At 53.0% G+C, this 24,540-nt stretch carries 23 protein-coding genes; 6 read left to right on the top strand and 17 right to left on the bottom strand.

What is annotated here, in order from left to right:
• Positions 1 to 54: 54 nt before the first annotated feature.
• Positions 55 to 585 (bottom strand): NUDIX hydrolase, encoded by a 531-nt coding sequence (locus ACZMIG_RS10285; protein ID WP_021856013.1) that lies wholly within the window; start codon positions 583 to 585, stop codon positions 55 to 57.
• Between the two features lie 66 nt (positions 586 to 651).
• Positions 652 to 2,082, bottom strand: coding sequence for a sialate O-acetylesterase (locus tag ACZMIG_RS10280; RefSeq protein ID WP_487889517.1), 1,431 nt, complete (start codon positions 2,080 to 2,082; stop codon positions 652 to 654).
• Between the two features lie 131 nt (positions 2,083 to 2,213).
• On the opposite strand from ACZMIG_RS10280, the gene ACZMIG_RS10275 reads away from it, so the two are divergent.
• The 5 genes from ACZMIG_RS10275 (at position 2,214) to ACZMIG_RS10255 (ending at position 7,655) form a co-directional block, all read left to right on the top strand.
• Positions 2,214 to 3,038: an alpha/beta hydrolase gene (locus ACZMIG_RS10275; protein WP_021856015.1), complete on the top strand. Its 825-nt coding sequence runs from the start codon at positions 2,214 to 2,216 to the stop codon at positions 3,036 to 3,038.
• A 309-nt stretch (positions 3,039 to 3,347) separates the two neighbouring features.
• Positions 3,348 to 4,322: a hypothetical protein gene (locus tag ACZMIG_RS10270; RefSeq protein WP_487889516.1), complete on the top strand. Its 975-nt coding sequence runs from the start codon at positions 3,348 to 3,350 to the stop codon at positions 4,320 to 4,322.
• 441 nt (positions 4,323 to 4,763) lie between these two features.
• Positions 4,764 to 5,141: a desulfoferrodoxin gene (locus ACZMIG_RS10265; RefSeq protein WP_021856017.1), complete on the top strand. Its 378-nt coding sequence runs from the start codon at positions 4,764 to 4,766 to the stop codon at positions 5,139 to 5,141.
• Positions 5,142 to 5,278: 137 nt separating this feature from the next.
• Complete coding sequence (locus ACZMIG_RS10260; RefSeq protein ID WP_487889515.1) at positions 5,279 to 7,180, top strand: heavy metal translocating P-type ATPase; 1,902 nt, start codon at positions 5,279 to 5,281, stop codon at positions 7,178 to 7,180.
• Between the two features lie 40 nt (positions 7,181 to 7,220).
• Complete coding sequence (locus tag ACZMIG_RS10255; RefSeq protein WP_021856019.1) at positions 7,221 to 7,655, top strand: Fur family transcriptional regulator; 435 nt, start codon at positions 7,221 to 7,223, stop codon at positions 7,653 to 7,655.
• A 103-nt stretch (positions 7,656 to 7,758) separates the two neighbouring features.
• Here the strand turns inward: ACZMIG_RS10255 and ACZMIG_RS10250 are convergent, their stop codons facing one another.
• The 5 genes from ACZMIG_RS10250 to dapB form a co-directional block, all read right to left on the bottom strand.
• Complete coding sequence (locus ACZMIG_RS10250) at positions 7,759 to 8,274, bottom strand: DUF3332 domain-containing protein (RefSeq protein WP_487889530.1); 516 nt, start codon at positions 8,272 to 8,274, stop codon at positions 7,759 to 7,761.
• Positions 8,275 to 9,112: 838 nt separating this feature from the next.
• Positions 9,113 to 9,766: a WbqC family protein gene (locus ACZMIG_RS10245; RefSeq protein ID WP_487889514.1), complete on the bottom strand. Its 654-nt coding sequence runs from the start codon at positions 9,764 to 9,766 to the stop codon at positions 9,113 to 9,115.
• Positions 9,767 to 9,907: 141 nt separating this feature from the next.
• The gene (lepB, locus tag ACZMIG_RS10240) at positions 9,908 to 10,612 is read right to left on the bottom strand and encodes a signal peptidase I (RefSeq protein ID WP_487889513.1); all 705 of its coding nucleotides are present in this window, start codon (positions 10,610 to 10,612) and stop codon (positions 9,908 to 9,910) included.
• Between the two features lie 210 nt (positions 10,613 to 10,822).
• Complete coding sequence (gene lepB, locus ACZMIG_RS10235; protein WP_487889512.1) at positions 10,823 to 12,259, bottom strand: signal peptidase I; 1,437 nt, start codon at positions 12,257 to 12,259, stop codon at positions 10,823 to 10,825.
• A 220-nt stretch (positions 12,260 to 12,479) separates the two neighbouring features.
• Positions 12,480 to 13,235 carry a 4-hydroxy-tetrahydrodipicolinate reductase gene (dapB, locus tag ACZMIG_RS10230; protein ID WP_487889511.1) on the bottom strand — a complete coding sequence of 252 codons (756 nt, stop codon included), beginning with the start codon at positions 13,233 to 13,235 and terminating at the stop codon, positions 12,480 to 12,482.
• 343 nt (positions 13,236 to 13,578) lie between these two features.
• Between dapB and ACZMIG_RS10225 the strand changes: the two genes are divergently transcribed.
• Positions 13,579 to 13,746: a hypothetical protein gene (locus ACZMIG_RS10225; RefSeq protein ID WP_164511787.1), complete on the top strand. Its 168-nt coding sequence runs from the start codon at positions 13,579 to 13,581 to the stop codon at positions 13,744 to 13,746.
• 4 nt (positions 13,747 to 13,750) lie between these two features.
• Here the strand turns inward: ACZMIG_RS10225 and ACZMIG_RS10220 are convergent, their stop codons facing one another.
• From ACZMIG_RS10220 to ACZMIG_RS10175, 10 genes are all read right to left on the bottom strand, one after another.
• Entirely contained in the window at positions 13,751 to 14,134 is a 384-nt protein-coding gene (locus tag ACZMIG_RS10220) for an L-rhamnose mutarotase (RefSeq protein ID WP_370798909.1), read from the bottom strand.
• Between the two features lie 129 nt (positions 14,135 to 14,263).
• Positions 14,264 to 14,989, bottom strand: coding sequence for a tRNA threonylcarbamoyladenosine dehydratase (locus tag ACZMIG_RS10215; protein ID WP_482682386.1), 726 nt, complete (start codon positions 14,987 to 14,989; stop codon positions 14,264 to 14,266).
• A gap of 192 nt (positions 14,990 to 15,181) precedes the next feature.
• Entirely contained in the window at positions 15,182 to 16,165 is a 984-nt protein-coding gene (dusB, locus tag ACZMIG_RS10210; RefSeq protein WP_021856027.1) for a tRNA dihydrouridine synthase DusB, read from the bottom strand.
• A gap of 249 nt (positions 16,166 to 16,414) precedes the next feature.
• Positions 16,415 to 17,545 (bottom strand): DNA-processing protein DprA, encoded by a 1,131-nt coding sequence (gene dprA, locus ACZMIG_RS10205; RefSeq protein WP_487889510.1) that lies wholly within the window; start codon positions 17,543 to 17,545, stop codon positions 16,415 to 16,417.
• Positions 17,546 to 17,642: 97 nt separating this feature from the next.
• On the bottom strand, positions 17,643 to 18,044 hold the full coding sequence (locus tag ACZMIG_RS10200) for an acyl-CoA thioesterase (protein WP_053397802.1): 402 nt from the start codon (positions 18,042 to 18,044) through the stop codon (positions 17,643 to 17,645).
• A 340-nt stretch (positions 18,045 to 18,384) separates the two neighbouring features.
• Entirely contained in the window at positions 18,385 to 19,683 is a 1,299-nt protein-coding gene (locus ACZMIG_RS10195; RefSeq protein WP_487889509.1) for a DUF2851 family protein, read from the bottom strand.
• 178 nt (positions 19,684 to 19,861) lie between these two features.
• A complete protein-coding gene (locus ACZMIG_RS10190) occupies positions 19,862 to 20,830 on the bottom strand; it encodes a calycin-like domain-containing protein (protein WP_486997509.1) in 969 nt (322 codons plus the stop codon).
• A 24-nt stretch (positions 20,831 to 20,854) separates the two neighbouring features.
• Entirely contained in the window at positions 20,855 to 21,607 is a 753-nt protein-coding gene (locus tag ACZMIG_RS10185; RefSeq protein WP_370798698.1) for a porin family protein, read from the bottom strand.
• Between the two features lie 2 nt (positions 21,608 to 21,609).
• Entirely contained in the window at positions 21,610 to 22,779 is a 1,170-nt protein-coding gene (locus ACZMIG_RS10180) for a PCMD domain-containing protein (protein ID WP_053397806.1), read from the bottom strand.
• A gap of 392 nt (positions 22,780 to 23,171) precedes the next feature.
• Positions 23,172 to 24,401 (bottom strand): M16 family metallopeptidase, encoded by a 1,230-nt coding sequence (locus tag ACZMIG_RS10175; protein WP_487889508.1) that lies wholly within the window; start codon positions 24,399 to 24,401, stop codon positions 23,172 to 23,174.
• Between the last annotated feature and the right edge of the window lie 139 nt (positions 24,402 to 24,540).

Genomic DNA, 24,540 nt, shown 5'->3' with positions numbered 1-24,540 from the left:
GAAACTCAATATGTTGCAAAGGGCGGCTGCCGTATCCCGACGTCAGCGCTGCCGTCAGCGTCTGTTTCCGTCGATGTTGAGATACTCATAAAGGCCCTGGCGCACAGAGCGCAGGCCGAACAGCTCTGTATGGATGTCCTCAGGGGCTATCCACATACACTCGGCGGCATCGTCCATGGCCTTGAGCTGCGACGCGTCTTCCACCTTGCAGGCAAAGAACATGTCGAGCGTCTGTATGTCGAGCCCCGAATAGCGGTATACGTTCGGCAGGCTGAACAGATAGCGTGCCTCGGTAACGGTGAGCCCGGTTTCCTCCTTCACCTCGCGCATGATGCTCTCCTCGGCCGTCTCAAGCACGTCGGCAAATCCGCCGGGCAGGTCGAGCGTGCCCTTGGCAGGCTCGTTGTTGCGCTTCTCTACCAGCAGCTCGCCCTTGTCGTTGGTGATGAATGCCACCACGGCGGCCGCCGGATTCATGAAATACTCAAAGCCGCAGTTGCTGCACTTCTTGCTCTTCTGCGTGTCTTTCTCGAAATGGGAGCTGCCGCAAACGGGGCAATACTCAAACTTTTCCAATAGATTCATATCTCTGCGTTTTACATTAAAAAAGCTCCACGGCCGCGCAGGGCCGTGAAGCTTGATATAGTCTTTTTACCAATTGTCAGTGCGGAAAGGCAGCAGGGGCAGCCCGCCCATGTTGGCCACGTTGCCCAGCTGGAAGTTCTTGAAGCAGTAGCGCACGGCCACGGGAGCCTTAACCTCAGGACAGGTTACTACTATGCCCCTGGCGTTGTTGTAGCTCGCCTTGGCTGGATGGAACACCTTGTCGGCGCCGGCCACCTCAAATCCCTGCATGTCGTCAAGACGGCTTACGCCTCCGTAGTCGTTCTTCAGCCTTATGCAGCATGTGTCGCCCTCTATCTTAAGCTCCTTAAACTCAGGGCTCTCGCACAATATCGTCTCCTGTCCGTAGGTCTTGTTCAGCGCGAGGAAAGCCAGGCGCTCGCCCACCTTCTGCTTCTGTGCGGGATGAATCTGGCGCGCCTCCCACGGATACACGCAGTCGTTGGTGCACACAAGGCCGCTGTTTGGTATTATGTCGCGCGCCCTTACCTGCTGCTCGCGCAGCTTTGCGCCCCAGTCGCCGTCAACGTTTCCGTAGTCGTAAGGTGCTATCTGAACGAAGTAGAACGGTATCTCGCCGCAGCCGAAGGCGTCGCGCCACTGCTTTACCAGCAGCGCAAGGCGGTCTGAATACTGGTTGCCCGGGTCGCCGACGTTAGAGCATCCCTGATAGAAGAGAATGCCTTTCACGGTGTACTTCAGTATCGGACTGAATGTGCCGTTGCCCCACATCAGGGCGCGGTGATAGTCGGCAGGATACTTCTTCACTATGGCCTGCGAGTCAACAGGCTCGTCGGTATACTTCTTCAGGTTCTCCTTTGTCAGCCAGCTCTCCACCTTCGAGCCTCCCTTGTTGGCCATGATAAGGCCCACGGGCACGTTGAGCATGCGGCTCACCTTGCGTGCGAAGAAGTAGCCCGTGGCACTTGCGTCGCCCACCGTTGCGGGGCTGCACACCTTCCACTCGCAGTTGGCGTCGCTGAGCGGCGTCATGCTCATCACGCTCGGTATCTTCACGAAGCGCACCAGCGATGAGTTGACCGCATCGGCCACCACGTCGTTATATCCCTCTACGGGGCAGTTTTCAAATCCCTTTATGGGCATCTCCATGTTGCTCTGTCCGGCACACACCCACACTTCGCCTGCAAGCAGGTTGCTGAGGGCCACCTCGCCGTCGCCGTCGTCAAACCTAACGGTGAGCGGCTTGTTGTCAGCCTTGGGCGTCTTCACCGTCAGCTGCCATTCGCCCTTGCGGTCGGCCTTTGCCGAATAGGCATCGCCGCTCCACGACACGCTGACCTTCACCGTAGAATTAGGCTTGGCACTGCCCCACAGGCGCACGTCGGCATCCTGCTGGATCACCATGTTGTCGCCCAGGACATGAGGCAGCCTGACCTTTGCCTGCATGCCTGCGTGCATCAGGAACAGGGCTGAAATCATTAAAAATAGTTTACGCATAATCTGTCTGTTTTATATTTTGTTATAATAATCAAACAGACTGCAATATTACAAAAAAAATCAGTATATTTGCAAAAACGCCTTGAATAAATTAACAAAAAACAAGGCATTAACAATCATTCCTTACAACAATGACACTGAAAAAACTATTATTTGCGGCAGCGATGCTGGCATTGAGCCTCAACATGAGCGCACAACAGAGTTATGAAATAAACCTTTGGCCCAACGGTTCGGCCGTGAAGAGCAGCGACGCGGGCGACACGGCAAAGGTCAAGGTGTTTCTTCCTGAAAAGAAATCGGCCACGGGACGCGCCGTGGTGATATGCCCCGGAGGCGGCTACCAGCATCTGGCCATGAACCATGAGGGCTACGACTGGGCGCCGTTCTTCAACAACATGGGCATAGCTGCCATCGTGCTGAAATACAGAATGCCGCACGGCGAGAAGGATGTGCCCATATCTGACGCTGAGGAGGCCATCAGACTGGTGCGCCGCAACGCCGCCAACTGGAACATAAATCCCGACGACGTGGGCATAATGGGCTCGTCGGCAGGAGGCCATCTGGCATCTACCGTTGCCACGCATGCAGCCAAGGACGCGCGCCCCGACTTCCAGATACTGTTCTATCCGGTGATAACCATGATGCCCGACATTACCCACAAGGGCTCGCACGACAACCTGCTGGGCAGCAACGCAAGGAAAAAGGACGAGAACAGCTACAGCAACGACCTGCACGTGTCGCGCATGACGCCGCGCGCATTCATAGCCCTGAGCGACGACGACCGCGTGGTGTTGCCGGCCAACGGAGTGAACTACTACATTGAGCTCTACCGCCACGACGTGCCGGCCACGCTCCATGTATATCCATCGGGCGGCCACGGATGGGGCAACCGCGACAGCTTCAAGTATCACAACGAGATGCAGCTCGAGCTGAAGGCATGGCTCAGGAGCTTCTGACAACCGACAGACACAGCGGCCCGGCAAGCCGGCAGGCATGAGCGGGAGCGCAAGACATAACGGAGCCGGCGGACAGCAGCACGACAACAGACCGTGCACAGGCTGTCCGCCGGCTCTTTTGCGTCATTTATGCGGCAGCAGCATGCCCCGGCGGCAGCGCTCCTGAAGCGCCTGCGGGATGCGGAATGAGGGGCAAGACGGCGGATATTTTGTTAAAACGAAACATTTTTTCGCTTTTTTATGTCAGATAAGCTACAATCTAAACAGAAAAACATTATATTTGCAGATGTTACTTTCAACACAATGCTTATGAAAAACCTGAATATCTTTACGATGCTTTTGCTGGCATTCGCAATGTCGGCCCTGACCGCATGCAGCGACGATGAAGACTTCAACATACCCATACCGCAGCAGATGACGGCGGAATATGTGACCGCTACTCTCAACGGAAAGGGATGGATGCACGTTGAGTCGCACGAGATAAAGAGCAACGGAACGTTCGAGAAAGAAGAATACTGGAGCGGCCTGGTGGGCGCAAGTCCTTCGGATTACTCGTTCAGCGGCGACAGCGTAACCACCTACTCGTACATCGACGCCTACCCTATAAGCGGATACCGCAAGAGGAGCTACACCTACGACGAAGGCTCCAACAGCCTCATGGCCGACGGAAAAGAGATGTTCAAGATAATATCGCTCAACGAGAACGAGATGAAACTGATAAAATACCAGGCCATCGACGGCAACGGAAAGAAGATTTATGTCTACTCGACATACAGGGCAATGAGCAGCACCGAACTTGCAGAATGCATAAAGGACCATCCCTACGACCTCGACTCGCTCAACGACAAGTACCCCACTCTGCCTGAACAGATGAGGATAACGAGCGAATATTTCAGCCGCTACGCCGTGGGAAGAGGATGGAAATGCACCGAGGCACACAGGATGGAGATGGCCGGAAGATACGACGTGGCCAACATATACAGCGACAACGGGCAAGACATGGCATACAGCTGCTTCATCGCCGCCGACACCATAACATGGATGACGCAGCAGGGCGAGGCTGCGGCAACGGCCTGCGAGAGCATCAGATACACGTACAGGGCCAACAGTTTCCAGCTTGCCGCCGATGCCGACAGGGGCTTCAGGATAATCACTCTCAACGACCACGAAATGAGAATAATCAGAAGACTGCAGGGAAACAACGGCGAAGGGCCCACGGAACTCTACTGCATATACCGCAGGATGACGCCCGAAGAGCTCAAGCTGTATATGGCAGAGACATAAGGCAGAAGACGCTCCGGCGGCAACCGGAACAGCCACGACGGGCAAGCCGCCGACAAGCCTGATATTCAACGACTTACAAAAGGCCATCTTTTAGCTTCTAAAAGGTGGCCTTTTAGCGTGCAATATGTGGTCTTTCAGAAGGCAAAAGGCCACCTTTCGGAAAACGGCTGCACGCAGGCCATATCCCGACAGCATGAAAGGCGGCAGAATGCAGGTTGTTTTCGGGCATACGAAAACAGACATGACAGCATGCAGAATGAGGCACGGGTATAGTTAAAATAAGAATTAATAAGTGTTTTAACCATAAAAAACGCCGGTAAAACAAAAATATGGCGAAAAAAGAAACGGATTCTCAGATATTTTTAGTTACTTTGTATCAGATACAGAAACTATCCGTATCTTACGAACAAGAGTTTTAAACAACTAAAAAAGAGTATTATCATGACAAAGTTGAAAGAAGTTTACCGCTGTGCCGTATGCGGCAACATAGTAGAAGTTATGCACGAGGCAGGAGGCACACTGTCGTGCTGCGGACAGCCCATGGAGCTGCTTACAGAGAACACCGTTGACGCTGCTACAGAGAAGCACGTGCCCGTTGTAGAGCCTATCGAGGGCGGCTACAGAGTTAAAGTGGGCGAAGTTGAGCACCCGATGCTCGAAAACCACTACATCGAGTGGATCGAACTGGTTGAGTGCGACAAGGTTCAGCGCAAGCACCTCAAGCCGGGCGAGAAGCCGGAGGCTGTGTTCTACACCGATTGCAAGAACGTGTACGCACGCGAATACTGCAACCTGCACGGACATTGGAGATCTAAATAATCACAATATCATGCTCACACGGAGGCCCGACACTCGCTGTCGGGCCTCTTTTCGTTGTTACCCCAACTTTGCAACCGGGTTGCATCGCATATCGGCTACCTTTGCATCAGTAAAAAGACAAACTAAAGACAAAGGACATGGTAACCAAGAAATTTCAGAAACCGATAATCTCCTTCTTCATGCTCATGGCCGGAATATGTTTCACCGAAGGAGGAGCCGTAATCTTCAACAACGGCATTGTGCGCCTGGCATGGTTCATCCTGGCGTTCCTGCCCGTAGGACTCGGCGTGATGCGCGAGGCATGGGAGTACGCAATGAAGAAGGAAGTGTTCAGCGAGTTCATGCTCATGACAATAGCGTCGATAGGCGCCTTCATCATAGGCGAATATCCCGAGGCAGTGGCAGTGATGCTGTTCTACTGCGTGGGCGAGACACTTCAGGACATGGCCGTCGACAAGGCGCGCGACAACATACGCAGCCTGATGGAGTTTCACCCCAAGATGGCAGTCATAGTAAGGGGCAATCATAAGGTGGCCGACAAGCCCGAAAACGTCATTCCGGGCGAAATCATCGAGGTTAAGCCGGGCGAACGCGTGCCGCTCGACGGCATACTGACAAGCGGCGACGCTGCCTTCAACACGGCTGCGCTTACCGGCGAGAGCATGCCCCGCACCATTGAGAACGGCCACGAGGTGCTTGCCGGCATGATAGCCACGGAGAGCGTGGCGCGGATAAAGGTTACACGGCCCGAGAGCGAGAGCGCCGTGGCACGCATACTGAAGATGGTCGAGGAGGCATCGGAGCGCAAGGCGCCTGCCGAACTCTTCATACGCAAGTTTGCAAGGATATACACCCCTGCCGTAATAGCGCTGGCAGCGCTCACCGTCATCGTGCCTTACATCTGGTCGGCAGCAGGCACCGGCTTCGTCTACGACTTCAGCACATGGTTCTACCGCGCACTGATATTCCTCGTGATATCGTGCCCCTGCGCCCTCGTCATAAGCATACCGCTGAGCTATTTCGCAGGCATCGGCGCGGCATCAAGGCACGGCATACTGTTCAAGGGCGGCAACTGGCTCGACGCCGTGACGCATATCGACACCGTGGTGTTCGACAAGACGGGCACGCTGACACGCGGAGTGTTCTCCGTGACTAAGGTCTGCGGCAACGACACCGGCAAGCTGCTGGCCACCGTTGCGGCTATGGAGCGCAGCAGCAACCACCCCATTGCCAAGGCTATAACTGCCTATGCAGGCGACAGGACGGCTGAGGTGAGCGACGTGAAAGACCTGCCCGGCTACGGCATGACGGCCACGGCAGGCGGCAACAGATGGCTTGCCGGAACGCTAAGGCTGCTCGACCGCGAGAACGTAAGCTATCCGGAGGAGCTGAAGAGCGTGCCCGAGACCATCGTGGCATGCGCCAAGAACGGCCTGTATGAGGGCTACATACTACTTGCCGACACGCTTAAGGACGACGCGGCAGAGGCCGTCAGAAGGCTCAGAAAGTGCGGAATAAGCCGCATGGACATACTTTCGGGCGACAAGCAGGCGCTCGTAGACAAGGTGGCAGCCGAGACTAAGGTGGACAAGGGATACGGCGACCTGATGCCGGAGGGCAAGGTAAGGCATATAGAACAGCTGCAGCGCGAGGGCCGCAACGTGGCTTTCGTGGGCGACGGCATCAACGACGCGCCTGTGCTTGCACTGAGCAACGTGGGCATTGCCATGGGTGCGATGGGCTCAGACATGGCCGTCGAGACAGCAGACGTGGTCATCCAGACCGACCATCCGTCGAAGGTGGCTGAGGCGATAAGGGCCGGCAAGCGCACCGTAAGTGTGGTAAGGCAGAACATAGTGATGGCCATCGGCATAAAGGTGGCAGTGATGCTGCTCGGACTTGCGGGCATGGCAAACCTCTGGGGGGCTGTGTTTGCCGACGTGGGCGTGGCCCTGCTGGCCGTGCTCAACGCCACAAGGATATTCTTCGGCAGAGCGGCCGGAGAGCGCAACGGCGCAAACAGAAATAATGGCCACTAAATTTTGCTTTTCGGACAAATAGAGTTATTTTTGCACCGAAATGGCATCTGAACAATACTATATAGACAAACTGAAGCACCGCGGCATAAAGCCGACGGCCACACGCCTGCTGATTCTGCGGGCGATGTTCAGGGGCGACGAGACGGTGTCGCTGCCGCAGCTCGAGAAACTGCTGCCGACGGTAGACAAGAGCACCATATCGCGCACTCTGTCGGTGTTTCTGATGAACCGCCTCATACATGTGGTGGACGACGGAAGCGGCAGCCTTAAATACAACGTATGCAGCGACGACTGCGACTGCGGAGTGGAAGACGAGCACACACACTTCTACTGCGAGAACTGCCAGCGCACGTTCTGCCTGAAGCGCATACACGTGCCCGTGGTGAGCCTGCCGGGCGGTTTCGTGCTCAACAGCATCAACTACGTGATAAAGGGCCTGTGTCCTGAATGTGCAGAGAAGCTCGGGCGCAAATAGAATGAAGACATAACAACAGTTAAGGGCGGAAAGACCGCATGCCGCGCAGGCACGCATCTTTCCGCCCTTAATGCGTATTTACAGCGGCAGCGCCGCCCCGTTGTTATCTTGCAGCGAAGTAAACGCCCTCGTTGACAGCCATTCTTGCCTCATAAAGGCCCTGCTTGTCGAGCGTAACGTCCATGGTCTTGCCGCCCGGCAGATATATCTGCGCCGTGTCGTTGCCCTTCATCTTGAGCAGCACGGTTGTGGTTCCGTCTTTCTCAACGGCCCAAGTGTTGTCCTTCTCGTTATATGTAAAGTTCATCACATTGCCGTCGGCATCCTTTATCTCGTATCCGTCCTTGAGCGTGGTAACGGCATACAGCTTGCCGTCGCTGCCCATGATGCTCTCCGTCTTGCCTACATTCTCGGCCAGAGGATTTGAGCCTGACCAGAACTCGATGGTGTTAAGGACAAGCAAGTCGGCCGTTCCGCACAGCACGTAGGCGGGCGAAATGACTATGAAGATAAGTTCGTTGAGGAACTTGTTGCCCGTGGCATCCTTGTTCCAGTCGAGCACTTTGTTGAACAGGCCGAACGAACCTATGCAAGAACTCATGACCACTGAGGCGATCATGATAAGAAGAAAAGATTTTAATGTTTTGTTGTACATGGTTTTCTTAGTTTAAATGAATTAACAGGTTACAAATCTAATACAATAATTTAAAAAACGTGGATATGTAGTAATAAAAAATATGAAAAACCGAAAAATTAGTCATTTTAATCTACGAAAAATGTTCTTGCTGCATTTGTTTACAAAGAGCTTACACGCCGCACCGTGCGCAGCTGCACAGCCTCTCATGCCGTCTGCCGCCGCCATTCGGCACCGCTGCCCGGTGAGAATGTTTCTGAACGACGCGCGACATGCCGCCGACGGCTGACCGGCTACGGCTGGCAGCGGGTTAAACTGTGTTAAAGCAACATGAGCCGCAAATCCGGTTAAGGCTCTCAGAACGGCAATGCCGGGCACGAAAGCGCAGTCAGGACTGAAAAACAGGCGTTTTTGTGTTAAATGCGTAACCGCCTGACAGCATGTCACTTACGTCTTAAGCCGCATCAAGAGCAATGCGGCTGCCGTACAAAAGGTGGCCTTTCGTAATGCAAAAGACCACCTTTTACACGGCAATATACGGCCAACTGCATGGCAAAAAGCAGTGAAACGGGGCGCAAAACATGGCAGATTTGGCCGTAAATGGCGGTGAAATGGGGAAAAAACAGCCATAAACGGCTGTGCGGAGTGTTATAAAACGGACAGCGGAGTGTCTCAAACGGAAATTTATTTTGTAAAGAAACGCGAAAGCGCAAGAGTTAAAAAATCGAAAGCCGGCAGCGGTTCCGGGCGTGTTGGCACGATGAAACCGCAAGAAAATCGGCTCAATCAGGCAGCCGGACTGGGCCTCATTGAGCCGTTATGTCTACAGATAGAGCACGCTCTCGGTGCCCATGTTGAACAGCAGGTCGAGTATGCTGAGGTTAGGCTGAAAGCCGTGGCGCTGCTCATACACCTGATAATATCTCTTAGGAGCGAACATCGGGTCGGGCATGCTGTGCTTAGGGCGTATGGCGTCGCGGTAGTCGTCGATGCCCATGCCTTCTGCCTCGTCGCTGAACATGTAGCCCTCAGTAGGCTCCACATGAGGCTCTATGTCGATGAGTTCGCACATTTTGGCGCATATCTCAGCGTTGAAATCGTAAAGGAAGGTCCACTCCTTCTCAAAAAACGGCCTGATGTCGTCGGCATAATACTCAAAGAACGGCGACTCGCCGTAGGCGCTCATCAGCGCGTTCCAGTGTATGTGGCGCCAGTTTCCGTGGTTGCTTATGCGCACATCCTTCATGAGGCACTTTGGCACCTGTCCCTGTTCATCGGGCCGTTGGCCGTCGGCGGTGCGCTCCACGGGCACCGTAAGGGCCTGCAGGCCGTTGGCGGTGGCTATCACGCAGCGGTTGCGGTAGGTCTGTTTGATGAAACTGTCGTAAGCCTCAACCCTGACTTTGTCGTATCGGTTGAGTTTCTGATACCATTGTACGGGGCCGAAATAGGCCGATGAAAGCAGTGCTTCTGACATGATATGGGGTGGATTTGTTGTTTCTTTAAATGTTTGCTGTTATATTAATGCGCCATTTCAACGCCTCAACGCGGCTGTCTGCCGTCATAAGAATGGCGGCCAAGAGCGCCGCAGACGGTTGGATTAAGCCCGGCAGTGCAGTTATTCTGCGCCAAGAGGTCTGGGCTTTCTTATGATCTGCATGTTGCGTCCGGGGCGCAGACACTCGTAGAACGGCAGCGAAGGGTCGACAGAACAGAGCAGCACCGACACCTTGCCGATGATGTGTGTCTCGGGAACAAAGCCGAAGAAGCGCGAGTCGTATGGCTCTGAGGGACGGCCCGAACTGAACCAGTAGTAGTCGTTGCCGAAGGCTGCGCAGCGTGTCTCTGCTCCGTCCACGATAAGGCGGCCGTCTGCAATCTCTGCGTTGCGCCCCTCGTATCTGTTATACAGAAAGCAGAGCAGGCGCATGTTGCTCTCGCTCACCTTTACTATGTGGTCTCTGCCGGGCACCATCAGTCTGACGCCGTCGGCCATGACGGTGTCGCCGGGCACGCCAGTACAATAGCAGGCGCTTACAGGAAGACTTGTGAATGGAACGGATGAGTCGGCCGGACAGTTGAAGGCCACGAGGTCGCCGCGCTCAACGGGCGATGGCATCCAGCGCGTGTATCTGAAGTAAGGACCGCCGCCCGTGCGCAGGCCATAGCTCCACCTGTTTACCAGCACGCGGTCGCCACTTACAAAGCAGGGTTCAAGCCCTGAGCCGCTGACCGTGTAAACGGTAAACACCAAAGCGCGGAAAGCCAACATCAACAAGATTGTGACTATCAACGCCATCACAAACTTGAGCGCACTTCTCATAGTCCTTAGGATTAAGAGTTATGAAGCAAGAGTGAAGAAGTAAGGCGCAGACCCGTCGGGCGGATGCTTGCCGGCCTCTCTTTACGGCCTTGTTATTTGCCGATGCGGCAGATGCCGTGGCGCGTCAAGACGCTGCCTGCGCCGTGCAAACGGGCCTTACGGCCGGCGCCCTACTTCCTTTCTCAGTTCAAAGTCCTTAATATATTGCTTTTACTTTATGTTATCAACAAAACGGAACAGGCGGCTCCAGCGCACCTTTGAGAATCCGCTGCGGTCGGGATCGCTGCTCCACCAGATGAAGATAGGCTTGCCCACGATGTGGTCTTCAGGCACAAAGCCCCAGTAACGCGAGTCGGCCGAGTTGTGGCGGTTGTCGCCCATCATCCAGTAATAGTCCATCTTGAACGTATACTTGTCTGTCTGCTTGCCGTTGATGTATATCTTTCCGTTCTTAACTTCAAGCTGATTGTCCTCATACACACGTATAGGACGCTCGTAAACGGCAATGTTCTTCATATTGAGAGTTATGGTCTTGCCCTTCTGCGGAATCCATACCGGACCATAGTTGTCGCGTGTCCATCCCGTGTAAGCGTTCAGCGGATAGATGTCTCCCACGGTAGCCTCGGTGTTAAGGGCTATGCTTGCCACGAGGTCGCGGCGCTTTGCCAGTGCCGTTGCGGCCTTCTTGGTCAGCGGCATGTATCCGTTCTGGTTAAGACTCGTAAGGTCTTCCATGCTTATTCCCAGCTCATGCATGAGGTCATCGGGCAGCGGCTGGTTGAGCTTCACGTTGTATGTGTACTGCACATTGTCGGGTTCCTTGTTGGGTTTGCCGTCGAGATACACTATGCGGTCCTTTATCTGGAGCGTCTGTCCGGGCAGACCAACGCAGCGCTTAACATAGTTTTCGCGGCGGTCAACGGGCCTTGAGATTATCGAACCGAACTCAGGATGGTTGTCGAGGATGTAGTTTCGTCCGATGTTATACACTCTGTTGTACCAGTCGCGCTGCTGCTGCGGAGTGAGTTTCGACATGTCTGGATGGTCCATTATCAGCTGACTGCCATAAGAATAGCACATCTGATAGTAGTCGGCTGCCTGATACTGCGGGTTTGACACGAGTGTATCGCCTGCCGGATAGTTGAACACCACGATGTCGTTGAGTTCAACCTTGCCCAGGCCTTTTGCTCGGCGATAGTCCCACTGCGGCCATTCGATGTACGACTTGCAGCCGAACACGGGCAGCGTGTGCTGTGTGAGCGGCATGGTGAGGGGCGTCTGCGGTATGCGCGGACCATAGCTTACCTTGCTCACGAAGAGGTAGTCGCCGGTGAGAAGCGACTTCTCGAGCGACGAAGAAGGTATGACATAGTTCTGGAAGAAGAACAGGTTGATGAAATAGACGGCCACGAGGGCGAACACCAAAGCATCTACCCACGACATGATGAAGCGCACGGGGCGCTCTGAGTCTTTCCACCACTGCCAGCGTATCTTCTTTGTTATGTAGACGTCGAAGATAAACGGAACGACGATAAGTCCGAGCCAGCTCTCAAGCCAGTAGAGGAAAATGAGATACAACAGGGTTACAACGGCAAACTTGGTCCATTGAACCTTCATATTAAGTTTTTTCTTTTCTTTGTCAATCATTGGTGTAAATATTTATTGTTTAGTAGTTAAAGGAGTTAAAAGTAGTTATCGCCGTACAAGTACGGCTTAGGAGTTAAAGTCATTACCCTTGAGGATTATTATTGGTATAAATAATCACATACACATTGCACACGTGCAAAAAGCCTTCAAGGCTAATGACTTTAACTACTTAGCAGGCACAGCCTGCGATAACTTCTTTAACTACTTTAACTCCTAAAGTTTAAAACTTAAACATATCACTTATCGTAAGCAGTCCGCTGTGCTGTGCCGTATATTCGGCTGCGAGCACTGCTCCCAGGGCAAAGCCCTTGCGCGAATGGGCGTCGTGAGTGATGGTTATGCAGTCGGCCTCGCTGTCGTATGCAATAGTGTGTATGCCCGGCACCTCGCCACGGCGCACCGAGTCGATGCGCAACTCGTTGTCGGCGCAGTCGGCAGAGCCTTCTATATGGCCGTCGGGAGCCTTCAGAGTGCCCTTCACCCAGCTGTCCTTGCGGTCGATATTGTCTATTATCTCCTCGGCAAGAGTTATCGCCGTGCCGCTCGGAGCGTCGAGCTTATGCACGTGGTGAGTCTCCTCCATTGTTACCGAATACTGCGGAAATCCGTTCATTATCTTTGCCAGATAGCGGTTTACGGCCGAGAATATGGCCACGCCTATACTGAAGTTAGAGGCCCAGAAGAGGGTCTGTCCGCCCTCGGCGCACATCTTTCTGACATCGTCGCCGTGGTCTTTCATCCATCCCGTAGAGCCCGACACCACCTTGACGTTGTGCGCGAAGGCCCTGAGATAGTTGCCGTAGGCGGCAGTAGGATTGGTGAACTCGATGGCAACATCTGCCGAGGCAAAGGCCTCGCTGTCGAAGTCCTGCTGGTTGTCGATGTCGATTATACTTACAATTTGGTGGCCACGGCCAAGGGCTATCTGCTCAATCATCTTGCCCATCTTGCCATAGCCGATAAGAGCTATTTTCATAATTAAATCGCGATTTAAATCATCTGCAAAGATAACATAAGTCAGAGAGAAAACAAAATAAAAGAGTTTTTTTAATTCTGCATAACTTATTTTTATGCGCGCAACACGCTGCCACACCGCCACTTGCGCCGATATAAGTCCCCGGCACAGGCCTACTGACAAGGCCGAAACAGCCGCACTGGACACGCAACGCCGGCAGCCGGCGGCCATAATGAAGGCAGAACGCACGCCAACGGCACCCGCCCTTGTAACACACTGTGGCTCAACGCGTTGCAAAAGACCGTCTTTTAGCTCCTAAAAGGTGGCCTTTCAGCGTGTAAAAGGGCACCTTTTGCAATGCGATATGCCGTCTTTTGGAAAGCAGAAGGTAACAAGGCTTACCGCTTACGGCATGATAAGGGGCTGCGGCAGGGCTAAGGGCAAGGAGCGGCCGCAAGGCTTTGTGATAAAAGAACAAGCCCTGACGCTTCTGAAATGGCGTCAGGGCTTGTTTCATCAGGCATCAATATGATGCGTTATTCGTAAAGATAGAACATGCGCTCCATCATCTGCCACTTCTGGTCTGACGTGGCGTCGGCGGCGCAGTCCTGAAACATTGCCACATGCTCTTCCCATTCCTGCTGTCGCGGCAGCGTGGCAAGGCGCGCCATCGCACTGTCCCAGTCGAAGTCTAACGGTGCGTCGACAATCATAAACAGGCGGTTGCCGAGAATGTAAATCTCCATTTCCAATATGCCTACGGCCTTTATTCCTTCCTTAATCTCGTCCCAGAAGTGCTCTTTGTCGTGGGCCTCGCGGTAGCGGCGGATAAGCTCCGCGTCGTCTTTCAGCTCCATTGTCTGACAGTAACGCTTTACGGGCACGCCGAATTCTTTTGTCTTATAGCCTTCCATAGTTATATTTTTAATTCATAATTAATAATTCACAATTCATTATTGGGTTGGTTAATTGTCCCCAAAAATTATGTATTAATTAATAATTGGGCTAATTTTCTTAATTCTTAATTTTTACTTTTTAATTTTTAATTATTACTTCCTATCCTCCCCTTTTGCCTCTTTGAATACGTCATTGATGATTTGGCTTGCCAGGGTGAAGCCGAAGATGCCGGTTATGTGGAGCATTGAGCCGTTGGCGCGCGCCTCGTCTGACGTGCCCTGGTTGGGCAGAAGCTCGTCGCTATATACGCATCTGAACTTGCGTGCAGGCTTGTCTCCCTGACGTTTGAACTCCTGACGCAGCTTGCGGGCAAGCGGACAGCCCTCCACCTTCCAAAACTCTGTAACCTTGATGCGCGACGGGTCGAGCTTGCGCGCTGCCCCCATAGACGACAGCAGGGTGGCCTTTGAGCGGCATGCCGTGCGTATCAGCAGCATCTTGTCGGCTATGCTGTCTATCGCGTCGACAACATAGTCGTAGTCGTTGAGATTAAATTCTGCCGCCGTATCGGCACTGAACGCCATAAAACGCGCGTCAACCTCAGCCTCGGGACTGATGTCGAGCAGTCTGTCGCGCAGCACTTCCACCTTCGGCTTGCCCACGGTCGACGTGGTGGCCATGAGCTGCCGGTTGATGTTCGACGGACACACACGGTCGGGGTCTACAATGGTTATATGTCTTACGCCCGAGCGCACCAGTGCCTCAACGCACCAGCTGCCTACTCCGCCCACGCCAAACACAATGACGCGCGTTGCGCACAGCCTCTCAGTGGCATCGTCGCCGAGCAGCAGTCGGGTTCTTGATAAATCGCTGTTCATAAAATTCTATCACACGATTAATTCATAATTGGCTAATGCCGAACTTCGTTTAACAATTTATAATTCATAATCTGGCAGGTTCTACGCCCTCTTATTATTATGCATTAGACTTTAAGTCTCAATTAAAAGGACTATCTTCAGCTGTGTTTTCAGCTGCCAAGTCATGCTTTCTTAATCCTTAGTTCTTAATTCTTAATTACCCAGTCTCTTCCTGCAATCTTCGAGAATGGCCATCAGTTCGTCAACGGTCGAGGCGCGGAGCATGGCTATACGCGTCTGACGGAAGTCGGGAATACCCTTGAATATTGGGGTGGCGGCGAGATGACGGCGCGTGTGCAGTATGCCGCGATACTCGTCTATGCGCTCCACGTTGATACGCAACTGCTCCTCGAGGATGTCCAGCTTGCGGTTGAAGTCGAGTTCAGGGTCTGGTTCCTTGCCGTTAAGATAGTCGCGAATCTCCTTGAAAATCCACGGATGACCGAACGTTGCGCGGCCTATCATCACCGCGTCTACGCCGTAACGCTCAAACGCCTGCCTGGCCTCTTCGGGCGTAGTGATGTCGCCGTTGCCTATTATGGGGATGTGTATGCGCGGATTACGCTTCACTTCGCCTATCAGAGTCCAGTCTGCCTGACCTGTGTACATCTGCGCCCTTGTGCGTCCGTGTATCGTCAGAGCCTGTATTCCGCAGTCCTGAAGCTGCTCGGCAAGCTCGGTTATTATGAGGTTGTCGCTGTTCCATCCGAGCCTTGTCTTCACCGTTACGGGCACTTTCACCGCCTTGACCACCTCGCGTGTTATGTCGAGCAGCAGCGGAATGTTCTGCAGCATGCCTGCTCCGGCTCCCTTGCCTGCCACCTTCTTGACAGGACAACCGAAGTTGATGTCTATCAGGTCGGGGCCGGCCTCCTCAACAATCTTTGCCGCCTCAACCATCTGCGGCACGTCGCGGCCATAGATCTGGATGCCCACGGGCCTCTCGTCGTCGCTTATTGTGAGCTTGTTCATGGTGCTCTTAACCGAGCGCACCAGTGCTTCGGCGCTGACAAACTCGGTGTATACCATAGCCGCTCCGTAGCGTTTGCACAGCCGGCGAAATCCTATGTCGGTTACATCTTCCATCGGCGCCAGCAGCAAAGGCCGGTCGCCAAACTGTATGTTGCCTATTTTCATTGCGTGTAGGGTTGATGGTTTGGTCTTAAGTAGTTATCGCTCACGCGGTGAGCTAGTAGTTAAAGGAGTTATCGCCGGCTGTGCCGGCTAGGAGTTAAAGCCGAATGTCCTGCTGGTGTTTGTGGAACTTATGGGACATAATGAAACTTATGACGGGATAAGCCACAAGGCATTTGACTTTAACTACTAGCTCACCGCGTGAGCGATAACTACTTTAACTCCTTTAACTACCTGACGTTTTTTCTATTTTCAGTTATTAATTAAATGATAAACTCCTCCTGCCATGCACCTCACCATGCCTTTCATCTCGAGCGTGAACAGGGTGGCGGCGAGGCGGCTGACGGGGATGCCGGAGGTCAGGGTCAGACTATTTACCTGCTGGTCGTTCTCCTTCTGCAAGGCATCGGCCACGGCCTGCTCGTCGGCAGTAAGCACGGGAAAGAGCGTGCGCTCTATGCCGTTGCGGCGAGCCTGCTCCAGACGGGCGTCGGTCTGCCATCCCATGGCGTTTATAAAGTCGGCGGCACCGCATATAAGGCCCGCCTTGTTGTCGCGTATAAGGTTGTTGCAGCCTTCTGAATACATGTCACCCGTGCGACCGGGAAAGGCAAACACGTCGCGGCTGTAGCCGTTGGCAATGCGCGCCGTTACAAGTCCGCCGCCGTGGGCGGCACTCTCTATCAGCACCGTGGCGTCGGACATGCCTGCCACAATGCGGTTGCGGCGCAGAAAGTTGAGCTTATCGGCATTGGTGTTTGAGAAGAACTCGGTGAGCAGTCCGCCCTGAGTGAGCATCTTGTCGGCCGTGTCGCGGTGGCGTGGCGGATAGAGATAGTCTAATCCGTGAGCCAGTACGGCCACCGTGTCGAGTCCGTTTGCCAAAGCCTCGCGGTGCGCGCAGATGTCCACTCCGTATGCCAGTCCGCTTACAATGAGCACGTCGGGGCACATCGCAGACAGGTCTTTAACAAAGCTGTGTATGCAGTCTTGCCCGTAGGCGGTGCAGTGGCGCGTGCCGACGATGTTGATTACGCGCATGCGGTTGAGCCTTGCCGTGCCCTTATAGAACAGCACGAGCGGGGCGTCGATGCACTCCTTCAGCCGCTGCGGATAGTCTTCGCTGCCCATGCACAATATGCTTATGCCGTTACGTGCCGCAAACTCAATCTCGCTCTCTGCCCTTGCCTCTGCCTCAGCCGTGTCGGCCAGCGCCTCGGCAGTGCGGCGGTTGCAGTCTGGCATCAGGCCGAATATGTTGCGGCGGTTGTCCATAATGGCCGTAGCGCTGCCCGCCTTGCGCCACAATGCGGTTATCTCGGCAGAATTAAAATAGCTGATTCTGCTGAGCGTAAGCATGTTTAATATCTCTTGTTCGTGCATGGCGGGGATGTTTTTTGAGGATTGGAGGGACGGGATTTATGGGGCTTATGGGAGTGATGTGGGGGCTTTAGGCGCATGCGCCTGTGGCCGCTGCTGCCTAAAGCCAGCGGCTGAAAGCCTCGTCATACTCCTTGCTGTTGGCCAGCTTGCCGTTCACCAGGCATACAAGGTCTATCACGCCCTTGAAGCATATCTTGTTGTCAGAGGCGCGGTAGATGTCCTGATAGAACACATATCGCAAGCCTTCCTTCTTGAGGTTGAGGCATGATATAAACTCGTCGTCGCATCTCAGCGGCGTCTTATACTGCAGGTTCATGCGGGCCACGACGGCGTCGACGCCCTTGCGGTGCATCTCGGCGAAGCTGAGTCCGCACTCTTTCAGAAAGAGGTGGCGCGTGTGCTCGGTGTAGTGCAGATAGTTTGCGTTGTTCACAATGCCTTCGATGTCGCACTCATAGTCGCGAACCATCATTCGTGTGGTGAATATATATTCCATAATGGATGCAAAGATAAGGCTTTTTCCGTATTATTTTCTGTTTTTTTGTGCTAAAAGATTTGTTTTGTCTTCACGGCAGTTTCTTAGTCAGGTTTATGCCCTTGTTGTATGGGGCATGACGGGGCGTTTTCTGAAAGGTGGCCTTTTGGCTTGCGAAAGGGCACCTTTTACACGATGAAATGGCACCTTTTGGAGCCTAAAACATGGCCTTTTAGAAAGCCGTTTGTATCATGTTGATAATCAAGAGGTTACAAATGGCCGTAAAATCGGCATCTATCCGGCTTCTGATATGCCGTTTTATATGGCACGGATTGCGATAAAAAGGCACATTTCTGTTGTCCTGTCAGCGCTTTGTCTTCAGATATTCGTATCCTATGCGGCATCTAAGGCAGTCCTTCTTGTCGCAGTATTCCTTCTTCAGTTGTATCAGCGCCTGACTGTCTCCGGCGTTTTCGGCCTTCAGTCCGCACTGCTCCCACAGCCTTACTATATGGTTGTTTTCGGCACGCAGCTCACTGAGCAGACTGAACGCGCGGCTGCACAGGGCTTCGTCGTGGCGGTGGCGGCCGTAGGCAAAGAGCATGGGCACGGCGGTGTTGATGATGAGCAGATTGAGCGACGGGTCGGAAATACTCTTGCGGTTCTTAACGCTCGTGCTGCCGAAGGTGTAGTGAGTCTCCCAGTAAGGCGTAACCCTGGTGCGCAGCAGGGCTTTAAGCTGCTCAACCGATGTACACTCGGCAAGGCGGCTCAGGTCGCTTTGGCGCGAATGATAGAGCTGTGCCAGCTGCGATATGCGTATGTGAGGAAAGTTCTGGGGCCTCATCCTGAGAAACTTCCACATGCCGGCGTCGATGGGAGTAAGGCCGAACTTATGCGCCATATACTGATATTCCTTGCGCAGACGGTCGAAATAGCCCTCCTTCATGGCGTCGTTGCGATAAGGTTCGGGTATGGTGTCATACTCAAGCAGACCTGCCTGTCCCATGAATATTGCCTCTATCTGGAACAGGTCGTCGCGGTGATGAGCCACGCTCTGCAGCGGAACGCTCATTGCCCACGCCTCAAATGCGTCGCCGTTGACGCCGAATCCGTAGTTGCGCGCCATCGTTACGAAGAGCGCCGACTCCCATGAGCCGCCGCACCTGTCGGCCCTCTGCCTTATGGCGTCGGTCTTCTGCTCCAGCCGTTCGGCCTGCAGGCGGCTCATCCAGCTGTGAACCGTGAGCCGGCTTAGCTGCGATATGATGGCGTAGCATGGCGGATAATGGTCGGTGGTGATAAGTTCGTCATAGTTGCGGCTAACCTCCTGCGGCACGTCGAGCCTTATCTGCGCCACCTTGCGGCCGTCGGACGTTATGATGTCCTGCCCCGTTTCGGCAGCCACATGCAGCACAACGTTGTCGTAGGCCTTGTCTTTGTCGTGTCCGTGAGCATACCAGTCGGATGCCTTGTCGTGTATCTCGATGTTTCCAACCCACATAGTGCCGCCAATTCTGACCTTCGCGTTGAAGAAGTCGGGCCCAGCGTTGGTGTTGGGCAGACCTGCGTCTATCACCTCAACGCTCTCGCCCGTGGTGGTAAGGAGCGGCCTTACGGGAAACATCTTGTGCTTCCATACATAATGAAGAAGCTTTTCCATAAGCGTGTTTTTTATGCAGTTCTTAGTCGGTTGCAGGCCTTTGTGCGGCCTTTGCGCCCATTTCAGCGCAATACAAAGATACGAAAAAATCCCGTACAAGATGTTTCCTGTACGGGATTTTTATCTTTAAGCGCCGTAAGTCTGCGCCTTCAGCGGCGCAAATCATTGTCGCACGTCCTTATTTCTTGATAACCTTAACGGTTGTTCCGTCGGCCTTCTTCAGGATGTTGAGACCCTTCTTCATGCCGTTCAGCTTGTTTCCGTTGATGTCGTATACAGCTTCAACGCCGCTGTTGGTTACAGGAGCGCTGATGCCTGCTGACTCATAACCGAACTTAACATTGATATCCATGTCCATAACACCTGGAATTGAATACAGAATATTGATGTCGGCTTTCAGCTTGTCGTCAGTCATATCAGCTGTCATGTCAACGTCTACAGGTACGCCTTTAAGTGCCCAGTTAACCTCAGGATCGTCGCCGGCCTTGATAGTTACGGTCTGCTTGGTGCTGAGTTTAACAACTCCGTCTTCCTCAACGGCGTCAACGTCTGTCATTTCAACAGTACCTACAGCCATAACTCCTGTAAGCTCGAAGTTCTTCAGAGCAAGAGTGTATTTGCCGTTTGACTGCTTTGTAACTTCGATTGTAGCCTGCTGAGCCGGCATTGTGCTGCCCATAACTGTAACAACGAGGTTGTCTGTATAGCTCTTAGCCTGGCTTTCGGGTGTTCCGAACACAGCAGAGATATTCATTCCGACAGCAGATATTGTCATTGTCATGTAGAGTTTGTCGCCATGCATGTAGCTGCCTTCGTTGACAGTAACCTCAGCTGTAACAGGAACTCCTATGTTTACTTTTACAGAAGCCTTTGTCTCTTCAAACCATGTGTATCCGCTTGGCTCCTCATCGTTGCCCTTTACGTTCTCAACCTTGATGTCGCCGAGGTTCAACGGACCGAAAGAGAAGTTCTTCAGAGTGATGTTGTAGAGTCCGTCAGAGCCTTCTACTTCCTCAACAGATATTGTTGATTCAGATATTGTAGGTTCGCCGCTGCCCAAAGAGATTGAAAGCTGGTCGGTAAAATCCTTAGCTCCTGCTGTAAGAGTGAGTGCGAGGAGCGCAATAATAGTAAAAATTTTCTTCATCTTTTTCCTTGTTTTGTTATTATGTTACTTTATTTTATATGAAACACCTATTGTTCCGTAAATCGGGTAAAGCGTCTGTTCGATTGTATCGAAGTGCTTTCTGAATATTCCGGTGAATCCCCATGAGACGTCGGCAAAGGCTCCCCACTGCTTGTGGAAGTACCATTCGGCGCCGAGCATCATGCCAAGCTGCCATGAGCGCATGTCGTCGCTGAAGTCGTAAGTGCCGCGGCTGCCCTCGTCAGAGCCAAGCTCCACCTTTGCTCCGGTGGGGTCGCCGACACGCAGGTAGCCGTCGTAGGCATATCCGCGGAAGGAGTGCGACCTGACGTAAGACAGATAGGGACCGAGCTTCAGGTGCAGGTTGCTGTTAAGGGCGTAGGTTGCCTGCAGCGGAAGTGTGAGCATCCACATCTCCACCTCGGAAGCGTTGTGGCCGGTAAACTGGCCCTCTAGCCTCTGTCCTCCCCTCACGATGGCCATGTGATAGTTCTTGACGGTGGCGTCGATGTTCATTCCCTTGTTCTCAAGATGCAGTCCGGTGGTGAGTCCCCACTTGTCTGACAGGGGCTTGTATATGCCCAGTCCGAGCGAGAAGTTGGGCTCGAGCTTGTAGCTGTCGAGGCTTCTTATCGTCGCCGGCATGCCTATGGGGGCTGTGCCTCCCACGCTGTAGCCGAAGCGCAGGTTGTAAACAAGATTGTCGAATATGCCTGCTCCGAAGGCCGCAGAGGCCGTAAGGACGGTCAGGACTAATGTGATAAACGTTTTCTTCATGACTATTCGGTTGTTTCTTCGCAGACCACTTCAACTTCGTCAACTATAAGCGTGCTGCCTAATGCACCCTTAAATGACGCTCCCTCGATACTTGATGTGAATACCACACTTAGGTTATATCCATGGTCAGCAAGTAGTTGCTTGTCTATCTCCGAACGATATTCAAAGTCAACATCAAACGATGTCCACTCTTGTGTATCTTTAACTTCCGGCACGCGGGCAATTGCTACAATATAAGGACTTGTCAACACATCGTCGCCATGGAGCGTTATGGCCTTATTATTGTTGTCATGATTTCTGTATATTACAGCATATATATCGCCTTTGTCATAGGTTCCCGGTATCGGTTTCCTTTTTCCGTCAACGCATTCGCCGCCAGATTTATATTTATACCATCCTGTCAGCTTTAACGGAACTTTATCAAATGTGCGCCCGAAACTTGTTGCCTGCAATGCACCGTCAGTTCCACTGAGTGCCTTACTCGCATCAAATTCTCCTATATAGAGATTTCCTGCAGCTATACCCATATTGACCATTGAACCGAAACTGCCGGTGCTCATCGTCTCAAGTTTAACGCCCTTTCCCTTATATCCATCGGTTATTGGTGAGGAGGGATAGTTTTCCGGCGGTATTGAGCCGCCAATAAACTGTGCACTTAAATTAAATCCGGGGTTTCCTGTTGCCCAATTACCCATCCAGCCGCCAGACTTTGAAAGGTCGCTCCATTCATAGAACTGACCGCCGGCACTGCCGTCTACAAGCCTTATGTTCTCAAAATCAAACTTGTTTGGCGATTCCGTAAGCCTAAATGACACGTTGTAAACACGGCTCCAATTACCGTCTTCAGACGTAACCTTATAAGTTACTTCCTTTTCGTCGCTGAAATCGTGCACCGAACCGCTTGCCGGCTCAATCTTTGCGCCTTCGGTTATATGAAATATCGGCGCCATTGCAGATACATCTGCGCCCTCTTTAATTTCAAAAACGATGTTATTAGCATCTGAAAGCACGTTTACCAGCGTGTCGCTGGGCGCGAAAAATATGTCTGAAGGATTGTCTGTGTGTACGTATGCCTGCTCGATGTCGCATTCAGCGTTGAGCGGCTCGTCCTTAAAGCAGGATGTCAACGAGCTGCATACGGCGATTGTCAGAAGTATATTGGTGAACTTCATTTATGATACGGGTATGATTTAATATCTTGCAAAGATATTCCAAAAATCAATGTACGCCAAATTATTTTAACAAAAATTACACCTTTTATACTAAACTTTTTGATTAAATAAAGTTTTATTCCATCTTTTGCGACAAATAGGACATTTGTCTATACATAAGGGCTGCACGTCTGATTTTATGCCGCCTGCGCTCAACCGGCAGACGGCTGTATGCGGGGCGATTTCTGAAAGGTATGCTTTTGCATTGTAAAAGGCCGTCTTTCAGACGACAAAAGGCCACCTTTTGCAAGCTAAAAGGTGGCCTTTTGGAAAGCGGAGTCAACGCTCCATGTAAACTATTGTATGTCAAGGTGTTACGTAAACACGACAAACTGCGATGAGACCGGCGCGAATCAGACGAATGTAAGCGCCGTGAGCTTGTCCTTGCAGAACACCTCGGCTGCCACGGCCTGCAGCTCTTCGGCGGTCAGACGGTCTATCTGGCTCATCAGCGCCGTTACGTCTTTCTCCCAGCCATAGTGCAGGAAGCTCTTCGCGAAGTCGAGGGCGAAGCTCTCGCGGTTGTCGCACGCCACGCCTATCTGTCCCTTTATCTGCCTCTTGGCGGCTGCAAGCTGCGCTGCCGACATGGGTTTCTGCGCCATGCGGTCGAGCTCGCGCATCACGAGGCGGCGGCATTTCTTCACGTCCTTAGGGTCGCAGCCGAAGTAGGCACACCACATTCCGGTGTCTGAATAGCTCACCATCGAGCTGTCTACGGTGTACACCAGTCCGTGCTTCTCGCGCAAGGCTATGTTCAGACGGGCGTTCATGCCCGGTCCGCCGAGTATGTTGTTGAGCAGATACAGGGCCATGCGCCTGTTGTCGTGCACGCTGTAGGCACGGTTGCCTATCATCACGTGAGCCTGATGAGTGTTCTTATGGCGGAGCAGTTCCTGCGGGTTATATTCGGGCAGGACGCCCTTTGGCACGCTGTCTACGAGCGGACTGCACGGCGGAAAGTCGGCCGTGGCCATCTCGAGCAGTCTGACAAGACGGCTGAAACTGATGTCGCCGTAGGCGAAGAACACGGCATTCTCGGGACGGTAGAAGCGGCGCGTGAAGCTCAGCGCGTTGTCCGTTGTATATTCGCGCAGGCGCTCTGCCCTGCCCAGGATGTTGTGTCCGAGCGGATGTCCGCTGAATATGGCGTTCTCAAACTCGTCATAAATCAGTTCGGCAGGCGAGTCGTTGTAACATTCTATCTCGTCGCATATCACCTCAATCTCCTTGTCAATCTCTGCCTGCGGATATGTGCTGTGGAACACCATGTCGGTAAGCAGGTCGACAGCCCTTGCGATGTGCTCCTTCAGCAGTGCCGCATAGAACACCGTGTCCTCCTTGTTGGTGAAGGCGTTGAGGTCGCCTCCCACCTTCTCCAGCCGGTTCAGTATCTGTATTGAGGTGCGCCTTGCGGTGCCCTTGAACGTGGTGTGCTCGCAGAAGTGGGCGATGCCTTCCTCTCCGGGCTGCTCGTCGCGCGTGCCGGCACATATGCCGTAGCCGCAATAAACCACGGGCGAGGCCGACGGCAGGTGGATAATCCTGAGGCCGTTGGCCAAAGTAGATGTATTATATTGCATTTGTATCTTTTATTAAAGCTCAAAATCCATTGTGCAAAAATACAACTTTTTAGTTTGTTATTTAATAAAAAATTCGGATATTTGCAGCTAATTATATCAACAGGGCGCACGCCGCGCACAGCGCCGCATGCCCGCACCG

This window comes from Xylanibacter sp. (assembly GCF_057607445.1).
This window is presented reverse-complemented; position numbering and strand designations above follow the sequence as displayed.